The 19,034-nt window shown below is 64.8% G+C and carries 18 protein-coding genes; 3 read left to right on the top strand and 15 right to left on the bottom strand.

All coding sequences use genetic code 11. The features are described 5' to 3' along the window. Positions 1 to 8: 8 nt before the first annotated feature. The 10 genes from accD to leuC all read right to left on the bottom strand — a co-directional run bounded on the left by accD (position 9) and on the right by leuC (position 10,952). Positions 9 to 914, bottom strand: coding sequence for an acetyl-CoA carboxylase, carboxyltransferase subunit beta (gene accD, locus V5738_RS08260; protein ID WP_423823941.1), 906 nt, complete (start codon positions 912 to 914; stop codon positions 9 to 11). After that, positions 911 to 1,762, bottom strand: a complete 852-nt coding sequence (trpA, locus tag V5738_RS08255; protein ID WP_423823940.1) for a tryptophan synthase subunit alpha — start codon at positions 1,760 to 1,762, stop codon at positions 911 to 913. Before trpA ends, accD begins: the two co-directional genes overlap by 4 nt. Further along, complete coding sequence (gene trpB, locus V5738_RS08250; RefSeq protein ID WP_423823939.1) at positions 1,759 to 3,009, bottom strand: tryptophan synthase subunit beta; 1,251 nt, start codon at positions 3,007 to 3,009, stop codon at positions 1,759 to 1,761. The genes trpA and trpB overlap by 4 nt, the downstream gene beginning before the upstream one ends. Continuing rightward, on the bottom strand, positions 3,006 to 3,671 hold the full coding sequence (locus V5738_RS08245) for a phosphoribosylanthranilate isomerase (RefSeq protein ID WP_423823938.1): 666 nt from the start codon (positions 3,669 to 3,671) through the stop codon (positions 3,006 to 3,008). The genes trpB and V5738_RS08245 overlap by 4 nt, the downstream gene beginning before the upstream one ends. 12 nt (positions 3,672 to 3,683) lie before the next feature. Beyond that, positions 3,684 to 4,463, bottom strand: coding sequence for a tRNA pseudouridine(38-40) synthase TruA (truA, locus tag V5738_RS08240; RefSeq protein ID WP_423823937.1), 780 nt, complete (start codon positions 4,461 to 4,463; stop codon positions 3,684 to 3,686). 36 nt (positions 4,464 to 4,499) lie between these two features. Continuing rightward, positions 4,500 to 6,803, bottom strand: a complete 2,304-nt coding sequence (locus V5738_RS08235) for a FimV/HubP family polar landmark protein (RefSeq protein ID WP_423823936.1) — start codon at positions 6,801 to 6,803, stop codon at positions 4,500 to 4,502. Between the two features lie 158 nt (positions 6,804 to 6,961). Continuing rightward, positions 6,962 to 8,038: a 3-isopropylmalate dehydrogenase gene (leuB, locus tag V5738_RS08230; RefSeq protein ID WP_423823935.1), complete on the bottom strand. Its 1,077-nt coding sequence runs from the start codon at positions 8,036 to 8,038 to the stop codon at positions 6,962 to 6,964. 40 nt (positions 8,039 to 8,078) lie between these two features. Further along, positions 8,079 to 8,723 (bottom strand): 3-isopropylmalate dehydratase small subunit, encoded by a 645-nt coding sequence (leuD, locus tag V5738_RS08225; RefSeq protein ID WP_423823934.1) that lies wholly within the window; start codon positions 8,721 to 8,723, stop codon positions 8,079 to 8,081. A 31-nt stretch (positions 8,724 to 8,754) separates the two neighbouring features. Continuing rightward, entirely contained in the window at positions 8,755 to 9,546 is a 792-nt protein-coding gene (locus tag V5738_RS08220) for a class I SAM-dependent methyltransferase (RefSeq protein ID WP_423823933.1), read from the bottom strand. Continuing rightward, positions 9,543 to 10,952: a 3-isopropylmalate dehydratase large subunit gene (gene leuC / locus V5738_RS08215; protein ID WP_423823932.1), complete on the bottom strand. Its 1,410-nt coding sequence runs from the start codon at positions 10,950 to 10,952 to the stop codon at positions 9,543 to 9,545. The genes V5738_RS08220 and leuC overlap by 4 nt, the downstream gene beginning before the upstream one ends. A gap of 70 nt (positions 10,953 to 11,022) precedes the next feature. Between leuC and V5738_RS08210 the strand changes: the two genes are divergently transcribed. Continuing rightward, positions 11,023 to 11,934 carry a LysR family transcriptional regulator gene (locus tag V5738_RS08210; protein ID WP_423823931.1) on the top strand — a complete coding sequence of 304 codons (912 nt, stop codon included), beginning with the start codon at positions 11,023 to 11,025 and terminating at the stop codon, positions 11,932 to 11,934. Here the strand turns inward: V5738_RS08210 and V5738_RS08205 are convergent. The 3 genes from V5738_RS08205 to prmB all read right to left on the bottom strand — a co-directional run bounded on the left by V5738_RS08205 (position 11,931) and on the right by prmB (position 15,138). Then, positions 11,931 to 12,911 (bottom strand): tetratricopeptide repeat protein, encoded by a 981-nt coding sequence (locus V5738_RS08205; protein WP_423823930.1) that lies wholly within the window; start codon positions 12,909 to 12,911, stop codon positions 11,931 to 11,933. The genes V5738_RS08210 and V5738_RS08205 overlap by 4 nt on opposite strands. A 60-nt stretch (positions 12,912 to 12,971) precedes the next feature. After that, positions 12,972 to 14,072 carry a chorismate synthase gene (gene aroC, locus V5738_RS08200; RefSeq protein WP_423823929.1) on the bottom strand — a complete coding sequence of 367 codons (1,101 nt, stop codon included), beginning with the start codon at positions 14,070 to 14,072 and terminating at the stop codon, positions 12,972 to 12,974. Between the two features lie 127 nt (positions 14,073 to 14,199). After that, the gene (prmB, locus tag V5738_RS08195; protein ID WP_423823928.1) at positions 14,200 to 15,138 is read right to left on the bottom strand and encodes a 50S ribosomal protein L3 N(5)-glutamine methyltransferase; all 939 of its coding nucleotides are present in this window, start codon (positions 15,136 to 15,138) and stop codon (positions 14,200 to 14,202) included. A gap of 200 nt (positions 15,139 to 15,338) precedes the next feature. Between prmB and asd the strand changes: the two genes are divergently transcribed. After that, the gene (gene asd, locus V5738_RS08190; protein WP_423823927.1) at positions 15,339 to 16,232 is read left to right on the top strand and encodes an archaetidylserine decarboxylase; all 894 of its coding nucleotides are present in this window, start codon (positions 15,339 to 15,341) and stop codon (positions 16,230 to 16,232) included. Between the two features lie 57 nt (positions 16,233 to 16,289). Here asd and epmA read toward each other — a convergent pair whose 3' ends face one another. Together epmA and efp are read right to left on the bottom strand one after the other, a co-directional pair. Continuing rightward, positions 16,290 to 17,261, bottom strand: coding sequence for an EF-P lysine aminoacylase EpmA (gene epmA, locus V5738_RS08185; protein ID WP_423823926.1), 972 nt, complete (start codon positions 17,259 to 17,261; stop codon positions 16,290 to 16,292). A 19-nt stretch (positions 17,262 to 17,280) separates the two neighbouring features. Then, positions 17,281 to 17,853: an elongation factor P gene (gene efp, locus V5738_RS08180; RefSeq protein ID WP_423823925.1), complete on the bottom strand. Its 573-nt coding sequence runs from the start codon at positions 17,851 to 17,853 to the stop codon at positions 17,281 to 17,283. Between the two features lie 89 nt (positions 17,854 to 17,942). Here efp and epmB point away from each other — a divergent pair, with 89 nt between their 5' ends. Further along, complete coding sequence (epmB, locus tag V5738_RS08175) at positions 17,943 to 19,034, top strand: EF-P beta-lysylation protein EpmB (protein WP_423823924.1); 1,092 nt, start codon at positions 17,943 to 17,945, stop codon at positions 19,032 to 19,034.

Below are 19,034 nucleotides of genomic sequence, written 5' to 3'. Positions count from 1 at the left end.
CGAGGCCGCTAGTCTTGCTCAGCCGGCGCTTCGGGCTCGGCAGCCTCTTCGGCCACCGGCGGGCGGTGCATCATCGTCGATACCACACGATACACCTGATCGCGCAGATCGCTGCGCTGTACGATCATATCGATCGCGCCATGCTCGAGCAGAAATTCGCTGCGCTGAAAGCCTTCCGGCAAGGTCTGTTTCACGGTCTGCTCGATCACGCGCGGCCCGGCGAATCCGACCAGGGCTTCCGGCTCGGCCACGTTGATGTCACCGAGCATCGCATAGCTGGCTGCCACGCCCCCCATGGTGGGATGGGTCAACACCGATACGAACGGCAGACCGCGATCGGCCAGCCGGGTCAGCGCGGTGCTGGTCTTGCCCATCTGGAGCAGTGAAAACAGGCCTTCCTGCATACGGGCACCGCCCGAAGCCGAAAAGAACACGAACGGCGAGTTGGCATCGATCGCGGCATGTACGCCGCGTACGAAACTCTCACCGACCACGCTGCCCATCGAACCGCCCATGAATTTGAAATCCATGGCGCCGGCCACGATCGGCATCGACTTGAGCGTACCGCTCATCATCAGTACGGCTTCGCGCTCGCCCGAGTCCTTCTGGGCGGCCGACAGACGGTCCCGATATTTCTTGGAATCGCGAAACTTGAGCGGGTCGCGCGGCTCAAGACCGCCGGCGATTTCGTGGCGATTGTCTGGATCGAGGAACAGATCCAGACGCTGCCGCGCCCGCAGACGCTGGTGGGTGTTGCACTTCGGGCAGACGTGCAGGGAGCGCTCCATCTCGGCGGTGTACAGCACTGCACCACAGCTGCTGCATTTCGCCCACAACCCCTCGGGCACGCTGTTTTTCTGTCGCGATGCATCGTTGCGCATCTGCGACGGCATCAGTTTCTCGAGCCAGCTCATGCGCCTTCGCCCTCCTGTTCGCGTTCGTCCCGTTGGCTTTGGTCGCTGTCGTCGATCGCTACGCGCATCGCCGACAGCGTTTGTCCGAGGCGCTGGGCAGTCAGGTCCCGATCATCGCCGTGTTCGGCGATTTCACGCACCAGCGCACTGCCGACCACGACCGCATCAGCGACCGCTGCCACTGCTGCCGCATTGTCCGGCGTGCGCACCCCGAAACCTACCCCGATCGGCAAGGATGTGGCCTCGCGAATCGGTGCGATCTGCCCTGCCAGGCGGTCGGTATCCAGGCTCGCCGCGCCGGTAACGCCCTTAAACGATACATAATAGATGAAACCGGCCGCGTTTTCGCAGATGCGTGCGATCCGTTCGCGGCCTGTGGTCGGCGCGATCAGGCAGACCGGATCAATGCCGGCCGCACTCAAGCTCGGCGCGATATCCGGCGCTTCTTCCGCAGTCATATCCACGATCAGCGCGCCGTCGACGCCGGCTTCGCTGGCGCGCGCAGCGAATGTGTCCAGGCCCATCGAATCGATCGGGTTGAAATAGCCCATCAGCACGACCGGCGTATCACGATCGCGCTCACGAAAACGTGCCACCATATCCAGTACCTGACGCAGGCTAGTGCCATGCATCAGCGCCCGCTCGCAGGCGGCCTGGATCACCGGGCCATCGGCCATCGGATCGGTGAACGGTACGCCTAGTTCGATCACGTCGGCACCGGCATCGACCAGGGCATGCATGAAATCCGGGGTCGCATCGGGATGCGGATCGCCGGCGGTCAGATACGGAATCAGCGCCGTGCGGCCGGCGCTGCGCAATGTCTCGAAACGTTTCGCCAAGCGACTCAAAGCGATTCTCCTGCGGCTTCGGCCACGCTGCTCATATCCTTGTCGCCACGTCCGGATAGATTGACCAACACATCCTGGTCGGGGCGCATCTGGGCAGCCAGTTTCTTGGCATAGGCCACCGCATGAGCCGACTCCAGCGCCGGCATGATGCCCTCGATTCGCGTGCATTCATGAAAAGCATCCAGGGCATCGGCATCGGTCACATCGACATAGCGCGCCCGGCCGATGTCCTTGAGCCAAGAATGCTCGGGGCCGACGCCCGGATAGTCCAGACCGGCCGAGATCGAGTGCGTGCCCTGAATCTGGCCGTTGTCGTCCTGCATCAGATAGGTCCGGTTGCCATGCAGCACGCCCGAGCGGCCGGCCGACAATGGCGCGGCATGCCGCCCCGAGGCGACCCCGTCGCCCCCGGCTTCGACGCCGTAGATCGCGACGTCTTCGTCGTCCAGGAACGGATAGAATAGACCGATCGCGTTCGAGCCGCCGCCGACACAGGCAACCAGCGCATCCGGCAGGCGACCGTTGCGTTCCATCATCTGGCGCCGTGATTCGCGGCCGATCACGGCCTGGAAATCGCGCACCATCGCCGGGTACGGCGCTGGCCCGGCGACCGTGCCGATGATGTAGAAGGTATCGTCGACGTTGGCGACCCAGTCGCGAAGCGCTTCGTTCATCGCGTCCTTGAGCGTTTTCGAGCCGGACTCGACCGGCCGGACCTCGGCGCCCAGAAGCCGCATGCGATAGACGTTGGTCGCCTGTCGACGCATGTCCTCGCTGCCCATGAACACCACGCATTCCAGGCCAAGCCGGGCTGCGACCGTTGCCGTCGCCACGCCGTGCTGGCCGGCGCCGGTCTCGGCGATGATCCGGGTCTTGCCCATGCGTGCAGCGAGTAGCGCCTGGCCGATGGTGTTGTTGATCTTGTGCGCGCCGGTATGGTTCAGGTCTTCGCGCTTGAACCAGATACGGGCGCCACCGGCAGCTTTGGACAGCCGCTCGGCGTGATAGATCGGCGTTGGACGCCCCACGAAGTCGGTCATGTCCGAATCCAGGGCCGCCTTGAACTCCGGATCATGGCGCGCGGATTCATAGGCCCGAGCCAGCTCATCGAGCGGTGCCATCAGCGTCTCGGCCACGAACCGGCCGCCGTAGGGCCCGAAATGGCCCCGCGCATCCGGCATATCGCGCCATGCATGAGCGCCGTGGGCCGCAGAGGTCTCCGGATTGTCCTTTTGCGTCGTACTCATGCTCTACCTGCTTGGTTTACCGCGTCGACGAAAGCTTTCATCTTCGCACTGCATTTGGCGCCACGCTCGCGCTCCACGCCGCTGCTTACATCCACGGCATAGGGCGAAAAACACGCGATCGCCTCGCTCACATTATCTGGATTCAGACCGCCGGCAATGATGATCGGCTGGGCCACCGACTCGAGCTTCGCCTGCCAGTCGAAGGTCTCGCCTTGGCCACCGGCCTGGCCGACCCGGTTGGCGTCCAGCAACAGGGCCGCGGCCCGATCATAGCGTTCGGCCCATTCGACCAGCCGAACCCCGGGCTCCCCCATCGGTACCGCCTTGGCGAAAGGCGTATCGAAACTCGCGCAAAAGGCCGCTGATTCGCTGCCGTGGAACTGCAGCAGATCGATCGGCAGGCTGGCTAACACCTGCTCGACCAGACGTGCTTCGTTATCCATAAACAGCGCCACCCGTGCCACGAAAGGCGGCAGTGCGGCCGTAATCTCGCCGGCTCGGGCGATCGAGATCGCGCGCGAACTGCCTGCTGCGAACACCAGGCCAATGGCGTCGGCACCGGCCGCAGCGGCTGCCTGTGCGTCCGCAGCCGTGGTGACACCACAGATTTTGGTGCGCACCCGGTTGGTGGCAATCGACGATGACGACAGGGCTGAAATCATAGACCAGTTATTTTACCAGCCCGCGTCGTCAAGCGCCGGCAACGGCAGTTCGACATCCGGCGGATAGTGGACCCGACGCAACGACAGACCGGCCGCCGGCGCCGTCATACCGGCATAGCGGCGATCACCGCCCGCCAGCAACTCACCGACCCAGCCGGTCCCTGCCTCGCCGCGGCCAATCACTGCAAGCGTACCGACAATGTTGCGCACCATATGGTGCAAAAACGCATTGGCCCGTACATCGACCCGCAGCCAGTCGTCCTGCCGCGTCACGCTCAGATGCTGGACATCGCGCACCGGCGTCTTGGCTTGGCAACCGGCCGCGCGAAAAGCACTGAAATCATGGGTGCCGACCAGCGTCTGCGCGGCCTCGTGCATAGCTTTTTCGTCGAGCCGGCGATGAACATGCCATGCCCGTGATCGCCACAGCGCCGACGGCGCATCACGATCCAGCAGCCAGTAGCGATAGTCGCGCGCAACCGCCTGGAAACGGGCATGAAACGTCTCGGGAACCGGTACGAACCACTGCGGCGCGATGTCGTCGTTCAGCCAACGATTGGTGCCGAGCAGCCAGCTTCGATCACGGCGGACCGCCGCGGTGTCGAAATGCACGATTTGGCCCTGAGCATGCACGCCGCTGTCGGTCCGCCCGCTACAGACGGTACGAATCGGCTCGTTCGCTACCTTGGACAGCGCTGCTTCGAGACTGTCCTGAACGCTGCTGGCGTGCGGCTGGCTCTGCCAGCCGTGGTAGTGCGTGCCGTCGTATTCGATACAAGCCGCCCAGCGCATCAGACCACCGCTCCGTCACCAGCAACCAGCTGCTGGCTAAAGCGTTTCCAGCAGTTCAGTCGCGCTGTGCTGCTGCTGCTCGTCGCCGCGTTGGCGAACGTCCTCGAGCAGCTCTCGGGCTGCAGCCCGATCGTCCATGTCGATGTACATACGGGCCAGATCGAGCCGGATCTCGATGCTGTCATTGGGATCATCGTCGGATTGCCCAGCGGTTTCGGAAGGCGGATCGTACAGATCAAACTCGCCAGGATCGATCATTTCGAGTCCGTAGCGCTCGATATCGCTGTTTTCGAGCTGTCCGTCGTCACTCAGGGCCGCATCCTGCGCTTCCTCGGTCTCAGCGTTAAAGCTCAGGCCTTCCTGGTCATGATCGCCCAAATCGTGCTGTCGCTCGGCAGCCTGTGGCAACGCATGGGATTCGAACGCCAGGGCTTCGATCTCTTCGTTGGTTGCCGCCCGTCGCGGCCGGTCAGGCGGCGCTTCTGGGGCCGCCCGATCGGCGTTCGTACCGGGGGCATGGTCGTCTACCGCAGCTGGCGACCCATCGGCGGCGCTGGCCCCCGGCTCGGTAGAGGCCGGTCGCCTGTGCTCGACGTCTTTGTTCGCGTCGTCTGCCCGCGGCGTCTCGGGAGCGGCCACGTCCGGCATAGCCGGCATCGTGTCTGTATCCGTCCTGCTGTGCTCGGCGCCCGGCGTGGCCAGGGGCGATGCCGGCTGGAAAGCGGCTACGGCGTCGGCCGCAGGCGCCCCACTGAAAGCGCTACTTTGGCCTGGCTCATCGGGTATCGGACTTTCTAACGGCGCACGATCTAGCCGACTGGCCGCTGCAGCATCCAGGGTCGAATCCGGACTTATGGCCCCCGGACCAGAACCTGCTGCTGTGGCGGCGGGCGTATGGGCGCTCTGATGCTCGCCCGGCGTCGCCGCGCTCTCGTGGCCGGTCGCCGTCTCGGCAACAGGGGCCTCGGTTACGGTCGCTGCGCTGTCCTCGCGGTGCTGGCTGACCTGTTCGGCTTCTGCAGATTCGAGTTCAATCGGTCGATAGCGACGCGCCTGCCATCGTCGAATGCCCAACAGCGCCAACAACAGCAGCAATACGACCAGCCCCAGAGTGCGCAGCGATAACCCGCTACCGCCCGCTGCGACATCTCGTGGCGGCGGCATTTCGTCGATGCTCGAGGTGACCGGCTCAGACCGGCTCGTGCCACGGGGGCTGGTGGCGGCATCGGTCGTATCCGACTCGGCCGCGGTAGCCACGGCGCCCGCGGTCGCATTCGCTTTGGCTTGTGAGCCCGGCGCTGCTGCGGTGGCGGCCTTCTCGTTACGACCGGGCTGCGTGTTTGCCACGGCATCCGCCACAGCAGGGGCTGCAGAAGTAGCTCCGACACGCTGCTCGCTAGGCGTCCAGGGCGTATCGGCCGGCGGGCTCAGGTGGCCCAAGCGCGCCTGCCGTGTCTCTTCTGGCGCCGACTCGGCGGCGGTTGCCGGCACCGCCTGCTCGGCATCGGCTGTCTGTTGTTCCAGGCTGGCCGGTGGGGCCTGGCCGCTGGCCTGGACGTCTGGCTCATTGGCCGGCCGATCGGTGGCTGGACTTAGCTGTGCGGCGCGGTTTTTGGCCTGGCTCGCATCGATCGCACGGATTCGAGTCGCACTCGGCAGGTCGAGCACTGCGCCGCCGCGCAGTTGCGCCATGTTGCGACCGAACGCCGACGCATTGGCGCGATAGATCGCCTGCATGGTCTGGGCCACGCTGGCATCGGCCGGCGTATTGGCGGCGGCGATCGACCAGAGGGTTTCGCCGGCGCGTACCCGATGGGTCATAGCGCCTGCTTGGCCCCTGGATACGACCTCGGAGCTGGACTGCGTTTTCGACGCCGCCGGCTGCGACTGGGTCGCGGCCGGCGACGACTCTGGGCGTGCTATGCCGGCCGGATCGAGCATCGCCGTGTATTCGCGCAGCGCCCGACCGTCGCCGGTGCGAACCTGCAACAGAAAATCGACGAACGGCTCGGCCACCGGGCGGCGCGTGGACAGATGCACATTGGCCCGGCCGCTCTGTTCGTCGTAGCGGGTATCTATCTGCAGCCGATCGACGATGCTGCTGCGGCGTATACCAAAGCGCTCGAACATTGCTGCCGGCGCGATCCCGACCTGCAGGCTGGCGCGATCGGCGGCACTCAGGCGTTTTAGTGCCAGCGTGGCATCCAGAGGCTGGTCGAGGCGAGAATGCACGGACAGCGCGCCGAACTCCATTGCAGCAGCCGGCGCGGCATAGCCGAGCGCGACCATGGCGGCGACGACCGCTGTCTTTCGTAAGCCTTGCTCAGTGATCACGGCCACGCCGTTCGAACCCCCTATGCCGCTTCCCTGCCGCCCGCAACTGGTCGCCCGATAGCGCGACCCGCCCGATATCCTGGGCCGAACGGCTTTTCCTCGATCACGCGAGGCCGACCGGCAGCGGTTGGTGAATCGCCGATCGCCCCAGTCGACCGGCGAATTTAGCGTAGCATATCGACGATTGCGCCCCCCATCTCCTGGGTGCTGGCGACCTGGGTTTCCTGGTTCATGATGTCGCGAGTACGCAGCCCCCGGTCCAGTGCATAGCCGACCGCGGCCTCGACCTTGTCCGCCAGATCCGAGCGATCCAACGTATAGCGCAGCATCATCGCCACCGACAGAATCGCGGCCAGCGGATTGGCCAGCCCTTGGCCGGCAATATCCGGCGCGCTACCGTGGACCGGTTCGTACAACCCCTTGCCGTTGGCATCCATCGACGCCGAGGGCAGCATGCCGATCGAACCGGTCAACATGGCTGCGGCATCCGAGAGAATATCGCCGAACAGATTGGTGGTGACCACAGTATCGAATTGCTTCGGCGCCCGCACCAGCTGCATGGCCGCGTTGTCGACATACATATGCGACAGTTCGACGTCTGGATAGTCGACCGCGGTTTCGTTCATTACGTCGCGCCAGAGCTGCGAAACATCCAGTACGTTGGCCTTGTCAACGCTGCACAGCCGGCCACCGCGGGCCCGGGCGATATTAAAAGCGGTGCGGCCGATGCGCTCGATTTCGGCATCGTTGTAACGCATCGTATTCCAGGCTTCGCGCCGGCCGGCCTCGTCGGTGCCGTGGCCGGCCGGTTGACCGAAATAGATGCCGCCGGTCAGTTCGCGCACGATCATGATATCCAAGCCGGACACGACTTCAGGTTTGAGCGCCGAGGCGTGGGCGAGCTGTGGATACAGAATTGCCGGCCGCAGATTGGCGAACAGCCCGAGCTCGCTGCGCAGGCGCAGTAGGCCCGATTCCGGCCGTTTGGCGCGCTCGAGACCGTCCCAGGCCGGACCGCCGATCGAACCGAAAACGATGGCATCGGCTTCGCGGGCCGCGGCCAGCGAGGATTCCGGCAACGGATCGCCTTCGGCATCGATGGCCGCACCGCCGACCAGGGCTTCGTGCAGTTCGATATCCAGACCGTGGTCGTTCACCAGAGCCTCAAGCACCCGTACTGCCTCGCGGCAGATCTCGGGGCCGACGCCATCCCCCGGCATGACCAAAATACGTGCCGTCATAACGCTCCCTCGTTGTCCTTGCTGTCGAATCGGCCTGCGATCAGAGCTCGCGGAATAGCCACGGCTTATCCTGGGCGCGCTGCTGTTCGAACTCGCGAATGTCGTCGGCATGCTGCAGCGTCAAGCCGATATCGTCGAGCCCTTCCAGCAGGTTGTCGCGGCGATAGCCTTCGATATCGAAACGATACTCCCGGCCGTCGTCCAGGCGCACGTTCTGCTCGAACAGATCGACCCGCGCCTGCAGGCCGCCATCGATCTTCGCGGCCTCGAACAGCTCATCGACCTGCTCGGCTGTCAGCGCGACCGGCAACACACCGTTCTTGAAACAGTTGTTGTAGAAGATATCGGCAAAACTGGGCGCGATTACGCAGCGGATGCCGAAATCCGCCAGCGCCCAGACTGCATGCTCGCGCGAGGAACCACAGCCGAAGTTATCGCGCGTCAGCAGGATCGAGGCATCGCGAAACGGTTCTTGATTGAGCACGAAATCCGGGTTTTCACGCCGGTTGGCGATATCGATATCCAGCCCGCCGGCGTCCAGATAGCGCCAGTCGTCGAACAGATGGGGGCCGAAACCGGTTCGCCGGATCGATTTCAGATACTGCTTGGGAATGATCGCGTCGGTATCGACATTAGCCCGGTCCAGCGGCGCAACCAAGCCCTGATGAATCGTAAAAGCTTGCATAGGTAGGTTCCAGTCTTGAAGTCGGCCGCGCTCAGGCGGTCGGCTTGCGGGCGATGAAACGCAGGCGCACATACGGCGCTGTCCAGCGGCCGTCGTCGTCCTGCAGGGTATCGGCGAGCCGGGCGCGAACCGCCGCGACATAGCGATCGCGGGCCTCGCCCTCGACAAACGCGGTCACGAATGGCCGGGCCAGCGTGGTCAGCCAGGCAGCGACATCGCCCGGCAGCGGCGTCGGCCGTTCGAAGCAGTCCGTGCACTCGACCTTGAAGCCGGCGGCCACGAGCCGGTCGCAGTAGTCACGCTCGGCCGGGAAATACCAGGGATCGAGCGCATCCGGATCGAACCCGCGTTCGGCGGCCTCGGCCCGAAGCGCAGCCTGAATCGGTGCCACGTTGCCGGCCGCGCCCATCTCGGCGACGAACCGACCGCCTGGCTTGAGCCGTGCGAACACGGCCTCGACCACGGCCTGTGGGTGGGCGCTCATCCAGTGCAGCGCGGCATTGGAAAACACGGCATCGAAGTCGTGGCCCACGACCTGGCTCTGCGCGAGACGCTGGGCGTCGGCCTCGACAGCCTGCAAACCGCGCTGTTTCGCGGCTTCGACCATCGCCGGGCTGCCATCGACGCCAATCACTTCGGCGCCCGCGGCTGCGATCCGCTCGCTCAGGGTACCGTCGCCGCAGCCCAGATCGAGAATGCGTTCGCCGGGCCGTGGCTCCAGCCAGTCCAGCAGATCCACGGCCAGGTCGGCAACGAATCGGGCGTTGCGCTGATAGTCTTCGGCCTGCCAGTCGCCAGCCGTGACCTGCTCTGCGCGGGTCACGCCGTGACGTCCAACTCGCGGATATCCACGAAGTGGCCGTAGACCGAGGCCGCGGCAGCCATAGCCGGGCTCACCAGATGGGTCCGGCTGCCCTTACCCTGGCGCCCTTCGAAGTTGCGATTCGAAGTCGACGCACAGCGCTCGCCGGGCAGCAGATTATCGTCGTTCATGCCCAGACACATCGAGCAGCCAGCGTCGCGCCATTCGAAGCCGGCGGCCTTGAAGACCGCGTCCAGGCCTTCCTTTTCGGCCTGGGCTTTGACCAGCCCCGAGCCGGGCACGACCATCGCCAGCTTGATGTTCGGTGCGATGCGGCGGCCTTCGAGATATTGCGCGGCCACCCGTAGGTCCTCGATCCGGGCGTTGGTGCAGGAGCCAATGAAGATCTTGTCGAGCATGATCTCGGTGATCGGCACGCCAGGGCTCAGATCCATGTATTGCAGGGCCGCACGCCAACCGTCGGCCTGGCCGGCGCGCGGCGCCGCTTCCGGATCCGGCACACGCTCGGTGACCGGCGCTACCATTTCCGGCGAGGTGCCCCAGGTGACCTGCGGTGCGATCTCGGCCGCGTCGAGCACGACCACCTGATCGTATTCGGCGTCTTCGTCCGAAACCAGGGTGCGCCAATAGGCTTCCGCGGCCGCCCATTGCTCACCTTCCGGCGCATAGGTTCGCCCGCGCATATAGTCGATGGTGGTGTCGTCGACCGCCACCATGCCGGCCCGGGCCCCGGCTTCGATGGTCATGTTGCAGATCGTCATCCGTCCTTCCATGGACAGATCGCGGATCGCCTGGCCGCCGTATTCGATCACATAACCGGTGCCACCGGCGGTGCCGATCTTGCCGATGATGGCCAGCATAATATCCTTGGCCGAAATACCCGGCGCGGTCTGGCCGTCGACCCGCACTAGCATGGTCTTGGACCGGGCCTGCGGCAGGGTCTGGGTTGCCAAGACATGCTCGACTTCCGAGGTGCCGATGCCGAAGGCCAGCGCGCCGAAGGCGCCGTGGGTGGCCGTATGCGAATCGCCGCAGACGATGGTCATGCCGGGCTGAGTCGCTCCCTGCTCCGGGCCGATGATATGCACGATCCCCTGGCGGCGATCACCCATGCCGAACAGTCGGATGCCGAAGTCGTTGCAGTTTTTCTGCAGGGCCTCGACCTGGGCCCGCGAAATCGGATCGGCGATGCCACCGTCGCGATTGGCAGTCGGCACGTTGTGATCCGGTACGGCGAGATTCGCGCTCGAACGCCAGATATCGCGATGGGCCAGTCGCAGACCTTCAAAGGCCTGCGGCGATGTCACCTCGTGCACCATCTGCCGATCGATATACAGCAGCGCATTGCCTGCTGCCTCACGAACACAGTGCTCGTTCCAGATTTTTTCGTAGAGCGTTTGAGCCATTGTCCTTCCCGGTTACGACCGTGCCGCGAGTCTAGGGGCGCCCTATCGATTACTCAAATGAATCTTTTACGTGACTCATTCCAATAAGGAATACAATCACACCATGCGTATCGATGCCCTACAGGCCTTCGTTGCCGTCGCCGAACTCGGCTCTTTTCAAGCTGCCGGCCAACGTCTGCATCTGAGCCAGCCGGCAGTGAGTAAACGTCTGGCGGCCCTGGAAACACGCCTTGGACACCGGCTGTTCGATCGCGTCGGCCGCGGCGTCGGGCTGACCGAGGCCGGCCGGGCCTATCTGCCCCATGCTCGAGAAACGCTGGCTGCCCTAGCCGACGGCGACCGCGCGCTCGACAATCTCGCCGACCGGGTCGAAGGCACATTGGCTCTGGCGATCTCGCACCATGTCGGTCTGCACCGTATGCCAGAGGTGCTGCGAGCCTTCGTGGCGCGCTATCCGCATGTCACCCCAGAGATCGAATTCGCCGATTCCGAAGCCGCCTGTCAGCGGGTGGTCAACGGCGAGGCCGAACTGGCCGTGATCACGCTGCCGGTCGCGGCGCACCCCACGCTTCTGGCGCGCACCATCTGGCACGATCCGCTGGCGATCTATGCCGGCATCGAGCATCCCTTGGCGCGTCGTGAATCGGTGACGTTCGCCGATCTATCCGACTATGCCGCGGTGTTGCCACCACGGGACAGCTATACCTACCACATCATCGATCGCGCACTGGCCGCCGAAGGCACGACCCTGCAAACGCGTATGACCAGCCATTACCTCGAGACGCTGCGCATGCTCGCCGATATCGGCCTCGGCTGGACGGTGCTGCCGCGGGCCATGCCGCATGCGCTGGTGCCGCTGGCCCTGCCGTCGCTGGACATGCACCGCGAACTCGGCGTGATGCGCCATCCGCAGCGCAATCCCTCCAATGCCGCCCGGGCGCTACTGGCCATGCTCGAGGCCGCAGCCGCATCGCCCGACTAGCTTTCGCGCACGATCCGCCAAGCACCGTCTTCGCGCACGAACACCATATGCCGCTCGGCATCGCGGCGGCTATCGGCCGATTGATAGTGCGCGCTGAAGGTGGCGCGGGCCCGGCTGTCGCTGTCGTGTTCGATCCGGATATCGTCGACGCGCACGCTGACCGTGTCGGGCGTCTGTAACCGGGCCCGCTGACGCCGAAGCCATGCCGCACGGCTGAGATCGCCCGCGGGCTGGTAATCGTCACTGTAGCTGGCCAGATAAGCCGAGACATCCCGATCCGAGCGCGCCCGGGCCCAATGCGCCAGCGCCTGATCAATCTGTTGCTCGACGCCATCATCGCCGGTATTGGACTGGGCCTGGATCCGGCTTTGATCGGCTGCCGCGGGCGACGTCGATTGGGTCGGTGCGCCTGGGGCCTCGTCTGTCGCGGCCGCCGATACGACATTTTCGCTCGCCGCAGCGCCGCGGTCGGCCAGCGCTGGCAGCCCATCATCGAGCCGGCGCCGCTTGCGCTCGAGCGCAGCGCGCGGATCGGCACCCTGGCCGGCTTTGCGATAGGCCGCCCTGGCCAGGGCTACATAGACATCGCCTAGGTTCTCCCGGGCATCGGCATCGTCCGGCGCGAGCATGAGTGCCTGCTGCAGGCGGTCAAGGGCCTTGTCGAGATGGCCTTGGCGTGCATACAGCACGCCCAGATTGTTCCAAATTCGGGCGCGCTGCGGATACTGGCTCGATAAAGTCTCGAAGACCGCCACGGCCTCATCGAGCCGGCCGCTGTCAGCCAGCGCCATGGCCCGGACAAAACGAGCACGCGGGTCCTCCGGATGCTCAGCCAGGTGGCCCTGAAGAGCCGACAACGCCTGCTGTGGCGCACCACGGCCCAGCGCCTGCAGGGCGGCATCAGTCGTCGGCGTCTCTGCGGCCGCGCTGACAGCCAGCAAAGCGGCCGATGCGATCCAATATCTCGCCTGTATCACGCGATCCCCCTATCGCTGCCCTTGGCTTATCCTACCCGGGCGCCGGACTCGCGCAACCGGCTAGCCCGGCCCGGCCCCGATCGGTGCCAGCGGCGGGATCACATCCGCGTTCTGACCACGATGCCGCAAAGCATGATCGAGCAGTGTGATCGCGAGCATCGCTTCAGCGATCGGCGCTGCCCGCAACCCGACACAGGGATCGTGTCGGCCGGTGGTACGCATCTGGGTGGCGTTGCCCTCGGTGTCGACGGTATCGCCCGGGATGGTGATGCTCGAGGTCGGCTTGAGCGCCATGCTGGCGTGAATCGCCTGGCCGGTGGAAATACCGCCCTGGACGCCGCCGGAGTGGTTACTGGCAAAACCCTGCGGCTTCATTTCGTCGCGATGCTGGGAGCCGCGCATCGCGACCACGTCGAACCCGTCGCCGATTTCCACGCCTTTGACTGCATTGATGCTCATCAACGCCTTGGCGATGTCGGCGTCCAGCCGATCGAAGACCGGCTCACCCCAGCCGGCCGGAGCGCCAGTCGCGATCACATCGATGCGCGCACCGATGGAATCGCCGTCGCGCCGCAGCTGGTTGATATAGTCCTCGAGTTCGTCCAGCCGTTCCGGCTGGGCACAGAAGAACGGGTTCGTATTCGCCGCATCCAGATCTGTGCATTCGAGCCGAATGTCTCCCATCTGGGCCAGATAACCTTGGATCTTGATACCCCAGCGCTCGGCCAGGATCTTGCGTGCAATGGCCCCGGCCGCGACCCGCACGGCCGTTTCACGCGCTGAAGAACGCCCGCCGCCGCGATAATCGCGCACGCCATATTTCTGCAGATAGGCGTAGTCGGCATGGTTGGGGCGGAACACATCCTTGATCTTGGAATAGTCGCGCGAGCGCTGATCGGTGTTTTCGATGATGATCGCGATCGGCGTACCGGTGGTCACACCTTCAAACACACCAGACACGATCCGCGCTTCGTCGGCTTCACGGCGCTGGGTCACATACCGCGATGTGCCAGGCTTGCGCCGGTCCAGATCGCGCTGCAACAGGGCCTCATCCACAGCCACCCCCGGCGGGCAACCATCGATGACGCAGCCGATCGCCGGCCCGTGCGATTCGCCGAAGGAGGTGACGGTGAAGTGCTGCCCCCAGGTATTGCCTGCCATCCTCAGTACCCCGTGACGTGGGTTCGCAAAACAAGAGCCGACCGACGATGCATCGCATCGACGCCGGCACCGCGCAGCGTCATCGTGCGCTGCGCAAAGGCCCGTATGCCCAAAGCCGGCATGCGGTCTAGCCCTGGGCGCGCTGTGAGTCGACCCAGGCCGCCAGGTCTTCGGCTTCGACCACGCCGACGCCCATGCCGCCGCGTTCGAGCTCGATCCAGGTGACCGGCAGATCCGGATAACGCTGCTCGAGCAGGAAGGCCGAGGCCCCGACTTCCATAAACAGCAGCCCGTCCTCGGCGAGATAGCGCGGCGCATCGAACAGGATGCGCTCGACGATCGACAGGTCGTCGGAATTGCCGTGAAAAGCAAACCCCGGCTCGTGGCGGAACTCGGCATCCAGGCCCGACCACTCCTCCTGGGTCACATACGGCGGGTTGGTCACGATCAGATCGAAGCGCTGCTCGGCCAGACCGTCGAACAGATCGGCCTTGATCAGCTCGACCTGCGGGCCCGTATCGTGGCGATCGCAGTTGATGGCCGCGACTTCCAGGGCTTCGGCGCTGGCGTCGGTGGCCACTACCCGCGCGTCGGGAAAAGCATGGGCACAGGCCACCGCGATCGCCCCGCCGCCGGTGCATAGATCCAGGATCGACAGCGGCTCGCGATGCCCGAGCCAGGGCTGGAATTCGTTCTCGATCAGCTCGGCGATCGGCGAACGCGGCACGATCACTCGCTCGTCGACATAGAACTCCATGCCGGCAAACCAGGCCCGGCCGGTGATATAGGGAGCCGGCAGCCGCGTCTCGATACGGCGTTCGATGATCTCGATCACGCGCTGGCGCTCGGCGCGGGTGAGCACGCCCTCGAGATAGGCATCCGGCAACCCGGGATCGAGATCGATCGTATCCAGCACCAAATGGGCGGCCTCGTCGATGGCGTTATCGCTGCCATGGCCGAACGACAAATCGGCCGCGACGAAGCGCGAAGCGCCCCACCGGATGTAATCCACGATCCGCGTCAGGGTATCGACGATTTCAGAAGAGTCGCTGGTGTCGATGGCCATAGGCTCGCTCGAGGCGGTCAGTCCGCATTGCTGATTGAAAACCCAACACGCACCGTAACCGGCGCGTGTGTCAGCCGCGTAGCATAAACCACATTATCCCGCGCCGCCGGGATGTGGTCATCATCCAGCGACGACCGGGGTGCACGTCGCGCCCACAGCGCCTAAGCTTGGCGGCTTCGCTTCGTGTTTCGCCCGGTTCCATGTCTGCCGCTTCTGCCTCTCTGACCGACCGTCTGTTCGCATTCGCCCTGTGGCTGCTGCCGACTCGCGCGATCTCGCATCTGGCCTTCGCGATCGCCGAAATCCGGGTGGTACGGATCAAGAACCTGCTGATCCGAACCTTTCTCAAATCCTATCCAGCGATCGACATGGGCGAGGCTGCCGAACCGGAACCGACCCACTACGCCTGTTTCAACGATTTTTTCACCCGCGAACTCGCCACCGGCACGCGGCCGCTACCCAAGGCGCCGGATCGGGCGCTATGCCCGGTCGATGGCCAGCTCGGCATGTTCGGCGACATATCGGCCGGGCGCATATTCCAGACCAAAGGCGTGGCCTATGATCTGCGCGAGTTGCTGGCCGGCGACGACAGCATGGCCGCGGCTTTTCTGGGTGGGCGCTATGCCACCCTGTATTTGGCTCCCCACAACTATCATCGCGTGCATATGCCGCTGGACGGTGTACTGCGTGAAACACGCTATGTGCCGGGCCGGCTGTTCGGGGTGAACCCGCGCTGTGTGCGCGCCATTCCTCGGCTTTTCTCGCGCAACGAACGGCTGGTGAGCTGCTTCGATACCGCGGTCGGGCCGGTGGCCGTGGTCATGGTCGGGGCCTTTATCGTTGGCGGCATTCATACCCGCGCGGCCGGCCGGATATGCCCGCCCCATCAGAAAGCACGCCGCGAAACCAGCTATATCGATGCCGACGATGCAGAAGTGGATTATCGCCGTGGCGAGCAGATGGGTCACTTCATGCTCGGCTCCAGCGTCATCCTGCTGACCGGGCCAGAGGCGCTCGAATTCGCCCCCGGGCTGACCACCGGCCAGCACGTCTGGCTCAATCAATCGCTGGGCCAATTGCGCCCAGGCGCTTGAGCTGAAGTGGCGCCCGACGCCGAAGGCCCACGGCTAGACGTTCGCTCGTAGGGGCTGCTAGCCGGGCTCGAATGCGGCGAACGGCAGAACCGCGGCAATCGTCGACTGGCCGAGCAGCAGCGTCAGCAGTCGATCGACCCCAAGTGCCACACCGGCACAGTCCGGCAGACCATATGCCAGCGCCGCCAGCAAACGCTCGTCGACCGGCGGCACCGGCCCGCCGCGTTCAGCCCGGACCGTCTGCTCGCGGGCCATGCGTTGGCGGGCCGCAGCTGCATCGGTCAGCTCCTGAGCGCCGTTGGCCAATTCCACGCCCTGCCAAAAGCATTCGAAACGCAGGGCCTGGCGCCAATCGTCCGCATCCAGTGCCACCAGTACAGCGTCGTCGGCCGGAAAATGGGTGACCACGACCGGGCCCTCTTGGCCCAGCCCCGGCTGTACGCAGGTGGCCATGAGCAGATCGAGCCAGAACACGCGATCGCTGTCGTCGCCCTCCGAGGGCGCCAAGCCCTGGCGTTGCGCATAGTCTGCCAAGTCCGCGGCCTTCACGCGCCACGGGTCAAGTCCGGTCGCCGCGATGAACGCATCACGGTACGTCAGGCGCGCCGCCAGCCTCGGCGCACCCACCGCGCCAAGTAACGCATCGACGCCATCGATGGCTGTATCGAGATCGTCGCCCACGCCGTACCACTCGAGCATCGTGAACTCGGGATTGTGCCAGCGTCCAACTTCGCCGGCCCGGAATACATGCCCGAGCTGGTACAGCGAGCCGGCCCCCTCGGCCAGCAGGCGCTTCAAGCCGTGCTCGGGCGAAGGCACCAGATAGCCTTGATCGGCCACGCGCAAACAGTCGAGCGCGCGCTCGCTGGGCGCGGCCGCCGACAGCAGAGGCGTATCCACTTCCATCAAGCCCCGAGCGGCCATGAACGCCCGAATATCGGCGAACAACCGTGCCCGGGCGGCCAGCGCGCCGGGGGCCAGGCCCGAACGCCAACTGGCGGCGCATGCGTCCGATCGGTCTTGGCTCATCGACGGGCCGATGGCGCGATCAGCTTTCGTTGGCGCGCGAGACGTACTCGGCCTTGCGGGTATCCACGCGCAGCGTTTCGCCTTCTTCGATGAACAGCGGCACCTGAACCACGGCGCCGGTTTCCACCGTAGCCGGTTTGGTACCGCCGCTGGAGGTATTGCCGCGCACGCCCGGGTCGGTCTCGGTGACCTTGACGATGACGAAGTTCGGCGCATCGATCTGCAGCGGGACCCCGTTCCAGAGCGTCACGCTGCAGGTGTCTTCGGGCTTGATCCACTTCGCCGCATCGCCGACCGCGGCTTCGCTGGCTTGATACTGCTCGAAGGAGTTCGGCTCCATAAAGTGCCAAAACTCGCCGTCGTGGTAGAGAAACTGCAGATCCAGATTGAATACGTCTGCGGCTTCGACGGTATCACCGGACTTGAACGTGCGCTCGACCGTACGGTTGGTCTTAAGATTGCGCACCTTGACGCGGTTGAACGCCTGCCCTTTGCCAGGTTTGACGAATTCATTCTCGACGATGGTATAGGGATCGCCGTCCAGGATGATCTTCAGACCGCCCTTGAACTGGTTGGTAGAAAACTGCGCCATAGTTTCGAAACTCCGAATCTGGGCCCTGTAGTGGATTGGCGAAGGCGGCCGCTGGCATGGACCGGATGCCCGGTTCTACACTGGCAGGCATGAGTACACGCCCCGCGCCCTCGCGGATCACGCCGCCGATCGAGCCGCGCAGTCTATCGCATCGCGACGGCGACTGGCAGCAGGCGATGCGTGACGCCATTACCGATATCGATACCCTGTTCGCCGAACTGTCGCTGCCGCAGGCCTACAAGCCCGCGGCCCGCCGCGCCGCCGAGTTGTTCGGCCTGCGCGTACCGCGCAGCTATGTCCGGCGCATGCAGCCCGGTGCAATCGACGATCCGCTGCTGCGCCAGGTGCTGCCGCTCGGCGCCGAAACCGAGTCGCATCCGGATTTCGTGGCCGATGCGGTCGGCGACAATGCCAGTGCCGCCGGCGACGGACTGCTGCACAAATACCACGGCCGGGCCCTGCTGGTGACCACCGGCGCCTGTGCCGTGCATTGCCGCTACTGCTTTCGGCGCCATTTCGACTACGCCGGCCAGCACGCCGGCGGCTCGCATACCGAGGCCGCCATGGCCCGTATCGCCGCCGACGACAGCATTGCCGAAGTGCTGTTGTCTGGCGGCGATCCGTTGTCGCTGTCGAATGCGCGGCTGGAGGCCATCGGTCGCCGCCTGGACATGATCGACCATGTCCAGCGGCTACGGCTGCATACCCGCACCGCGATCGTATTGCCCGAGCGCATCGATAGCGGGCTGATCGAGTGGCTGGCGGCCCGGCGCGCGCGTTGCGTGGTGGTGGTACACGTCAATCATCCGAACGAGTTGTCGGCCGCCACGATCGATGCGCTGGCGGCAATGCGCAAAACCGGCGCCTTATTATTAAATCAAGCAGTCCTTCTGGCCGATATAAATGACGACGTCGATACCCAAGTGCGTTTGTCGGAAGCCCTGTTCGAGGCCGGAGTCATGCCCTACTACCTGCATCTACTGGATCGGGTTCGAGGCACCCATCATTTCGAGGTCGCCGAAACCGATGCGGTGGCCTTGATGCAGACCGTGAGCGGGCGGCTGCCCGGCTATCTGGTGCCGAAGCTGGCACGCGAGGGCGCAGGCGATGAGGCCAAGAGTGTGCTTGGCATCCGCGCCAGACCGGCTGCCGCGGCGGGGAGAAAAAATCCAGAGGGATGA

This window comes from Salinisphaera sp. SPP-AMP-43 (assembly GCF_049568105.1).
Taxonomy (GTDB): domain Bacteria; phylum Pseudomonadota; class Gammaproteobacteria; order Nevskiales; family Salinisphaeraceae; genus Salinisphaera.
This window is presented reverse-complemented; position numbering and strand designations above follow the sequence as displayed.

Coding starts and splice junctions, on each gene's coding strand:
- leuC (WP_423823932.1), bottom strand. CDS start 10,952: ATGGCTCAAACGCTCTACGAAAAAATCTGGAACGAGCACTGTGTTCGT.
- aroC (WP_423823929.1), bottom strand. CDS start 14,072: ATGGCAGGCAATACCTGGGGGCAGCACTTCACCGTCACCTCCTTCGGC.
- epmB (WP_423823924.1), top strand. CDS start 17,943: ATGAGTACACGCCCCGCGCCCTCGCGGATCACGCCGCCGATCGAGCCG.
- efp (WP_423823925.1), bottom strand. CDS start 17,853: ATGGCGCAGTTTTCTACCAACCAGTTCAAGGGCGGTCTGAAGATCATC.
- V5738_RS08245 (WP_423823938.1), bottom strand. CDS start 3,671: ATGATTTCAGCCCTGTCGTCATCGTCGATTGCCACCAACCGGGTGCGC.
- asd (WP_423823927.1), top strand. CDS start 15,339: ATGTCTGCCGCTTCTGCCTCTCTGACCGACCGTCTGTTCGCATTCGCC.
- accD (WP_423823941.1), bottom strand. CDS start 914: ATGAGCTGGCTCGAGAAACTGATGCCGTCGCAGATGCGCAACGATGCA.
- truA (WP_423823937.1), bottom strand. CDS start 4,463: ATGCGCTGGGCGGCTTGTATCGAATACGACGGCACGCACTACCACGGC.
- trpB (WP_423823939.1), bottom strand. CDS start 3,009: ATGAGTACGACGCAAAAGGACAATCCGGAGACCTCTGCGGCCCACGGC.
- prmB (WP_423823928.1), bottom strand. CDS start 15,138: ATGGCCATCGACACCAGCGACTCTTCTGAAATCGTCGATACCCTGACG.
- epmA (WP_423823926.1), bottom strand. CDS start 17,261: ATGAGCCAAGACCGATCGGACGCATGCGCCGCCAGTTGGCGTTCGGGC.
- leuB (WP_423823935.1), bottom strand. CDS start 8,038: ATGACGGCACGTATTTTGGTCATGCCGGGGGATGGCGTCGGCCCCGAG.
- leuD (WP_423823934.1), bottom strand. CDS start 8,723: ATGCAAGCTTTTACGATTCATCAGGGCTTGGTTGCGCCGCTGGACCGG.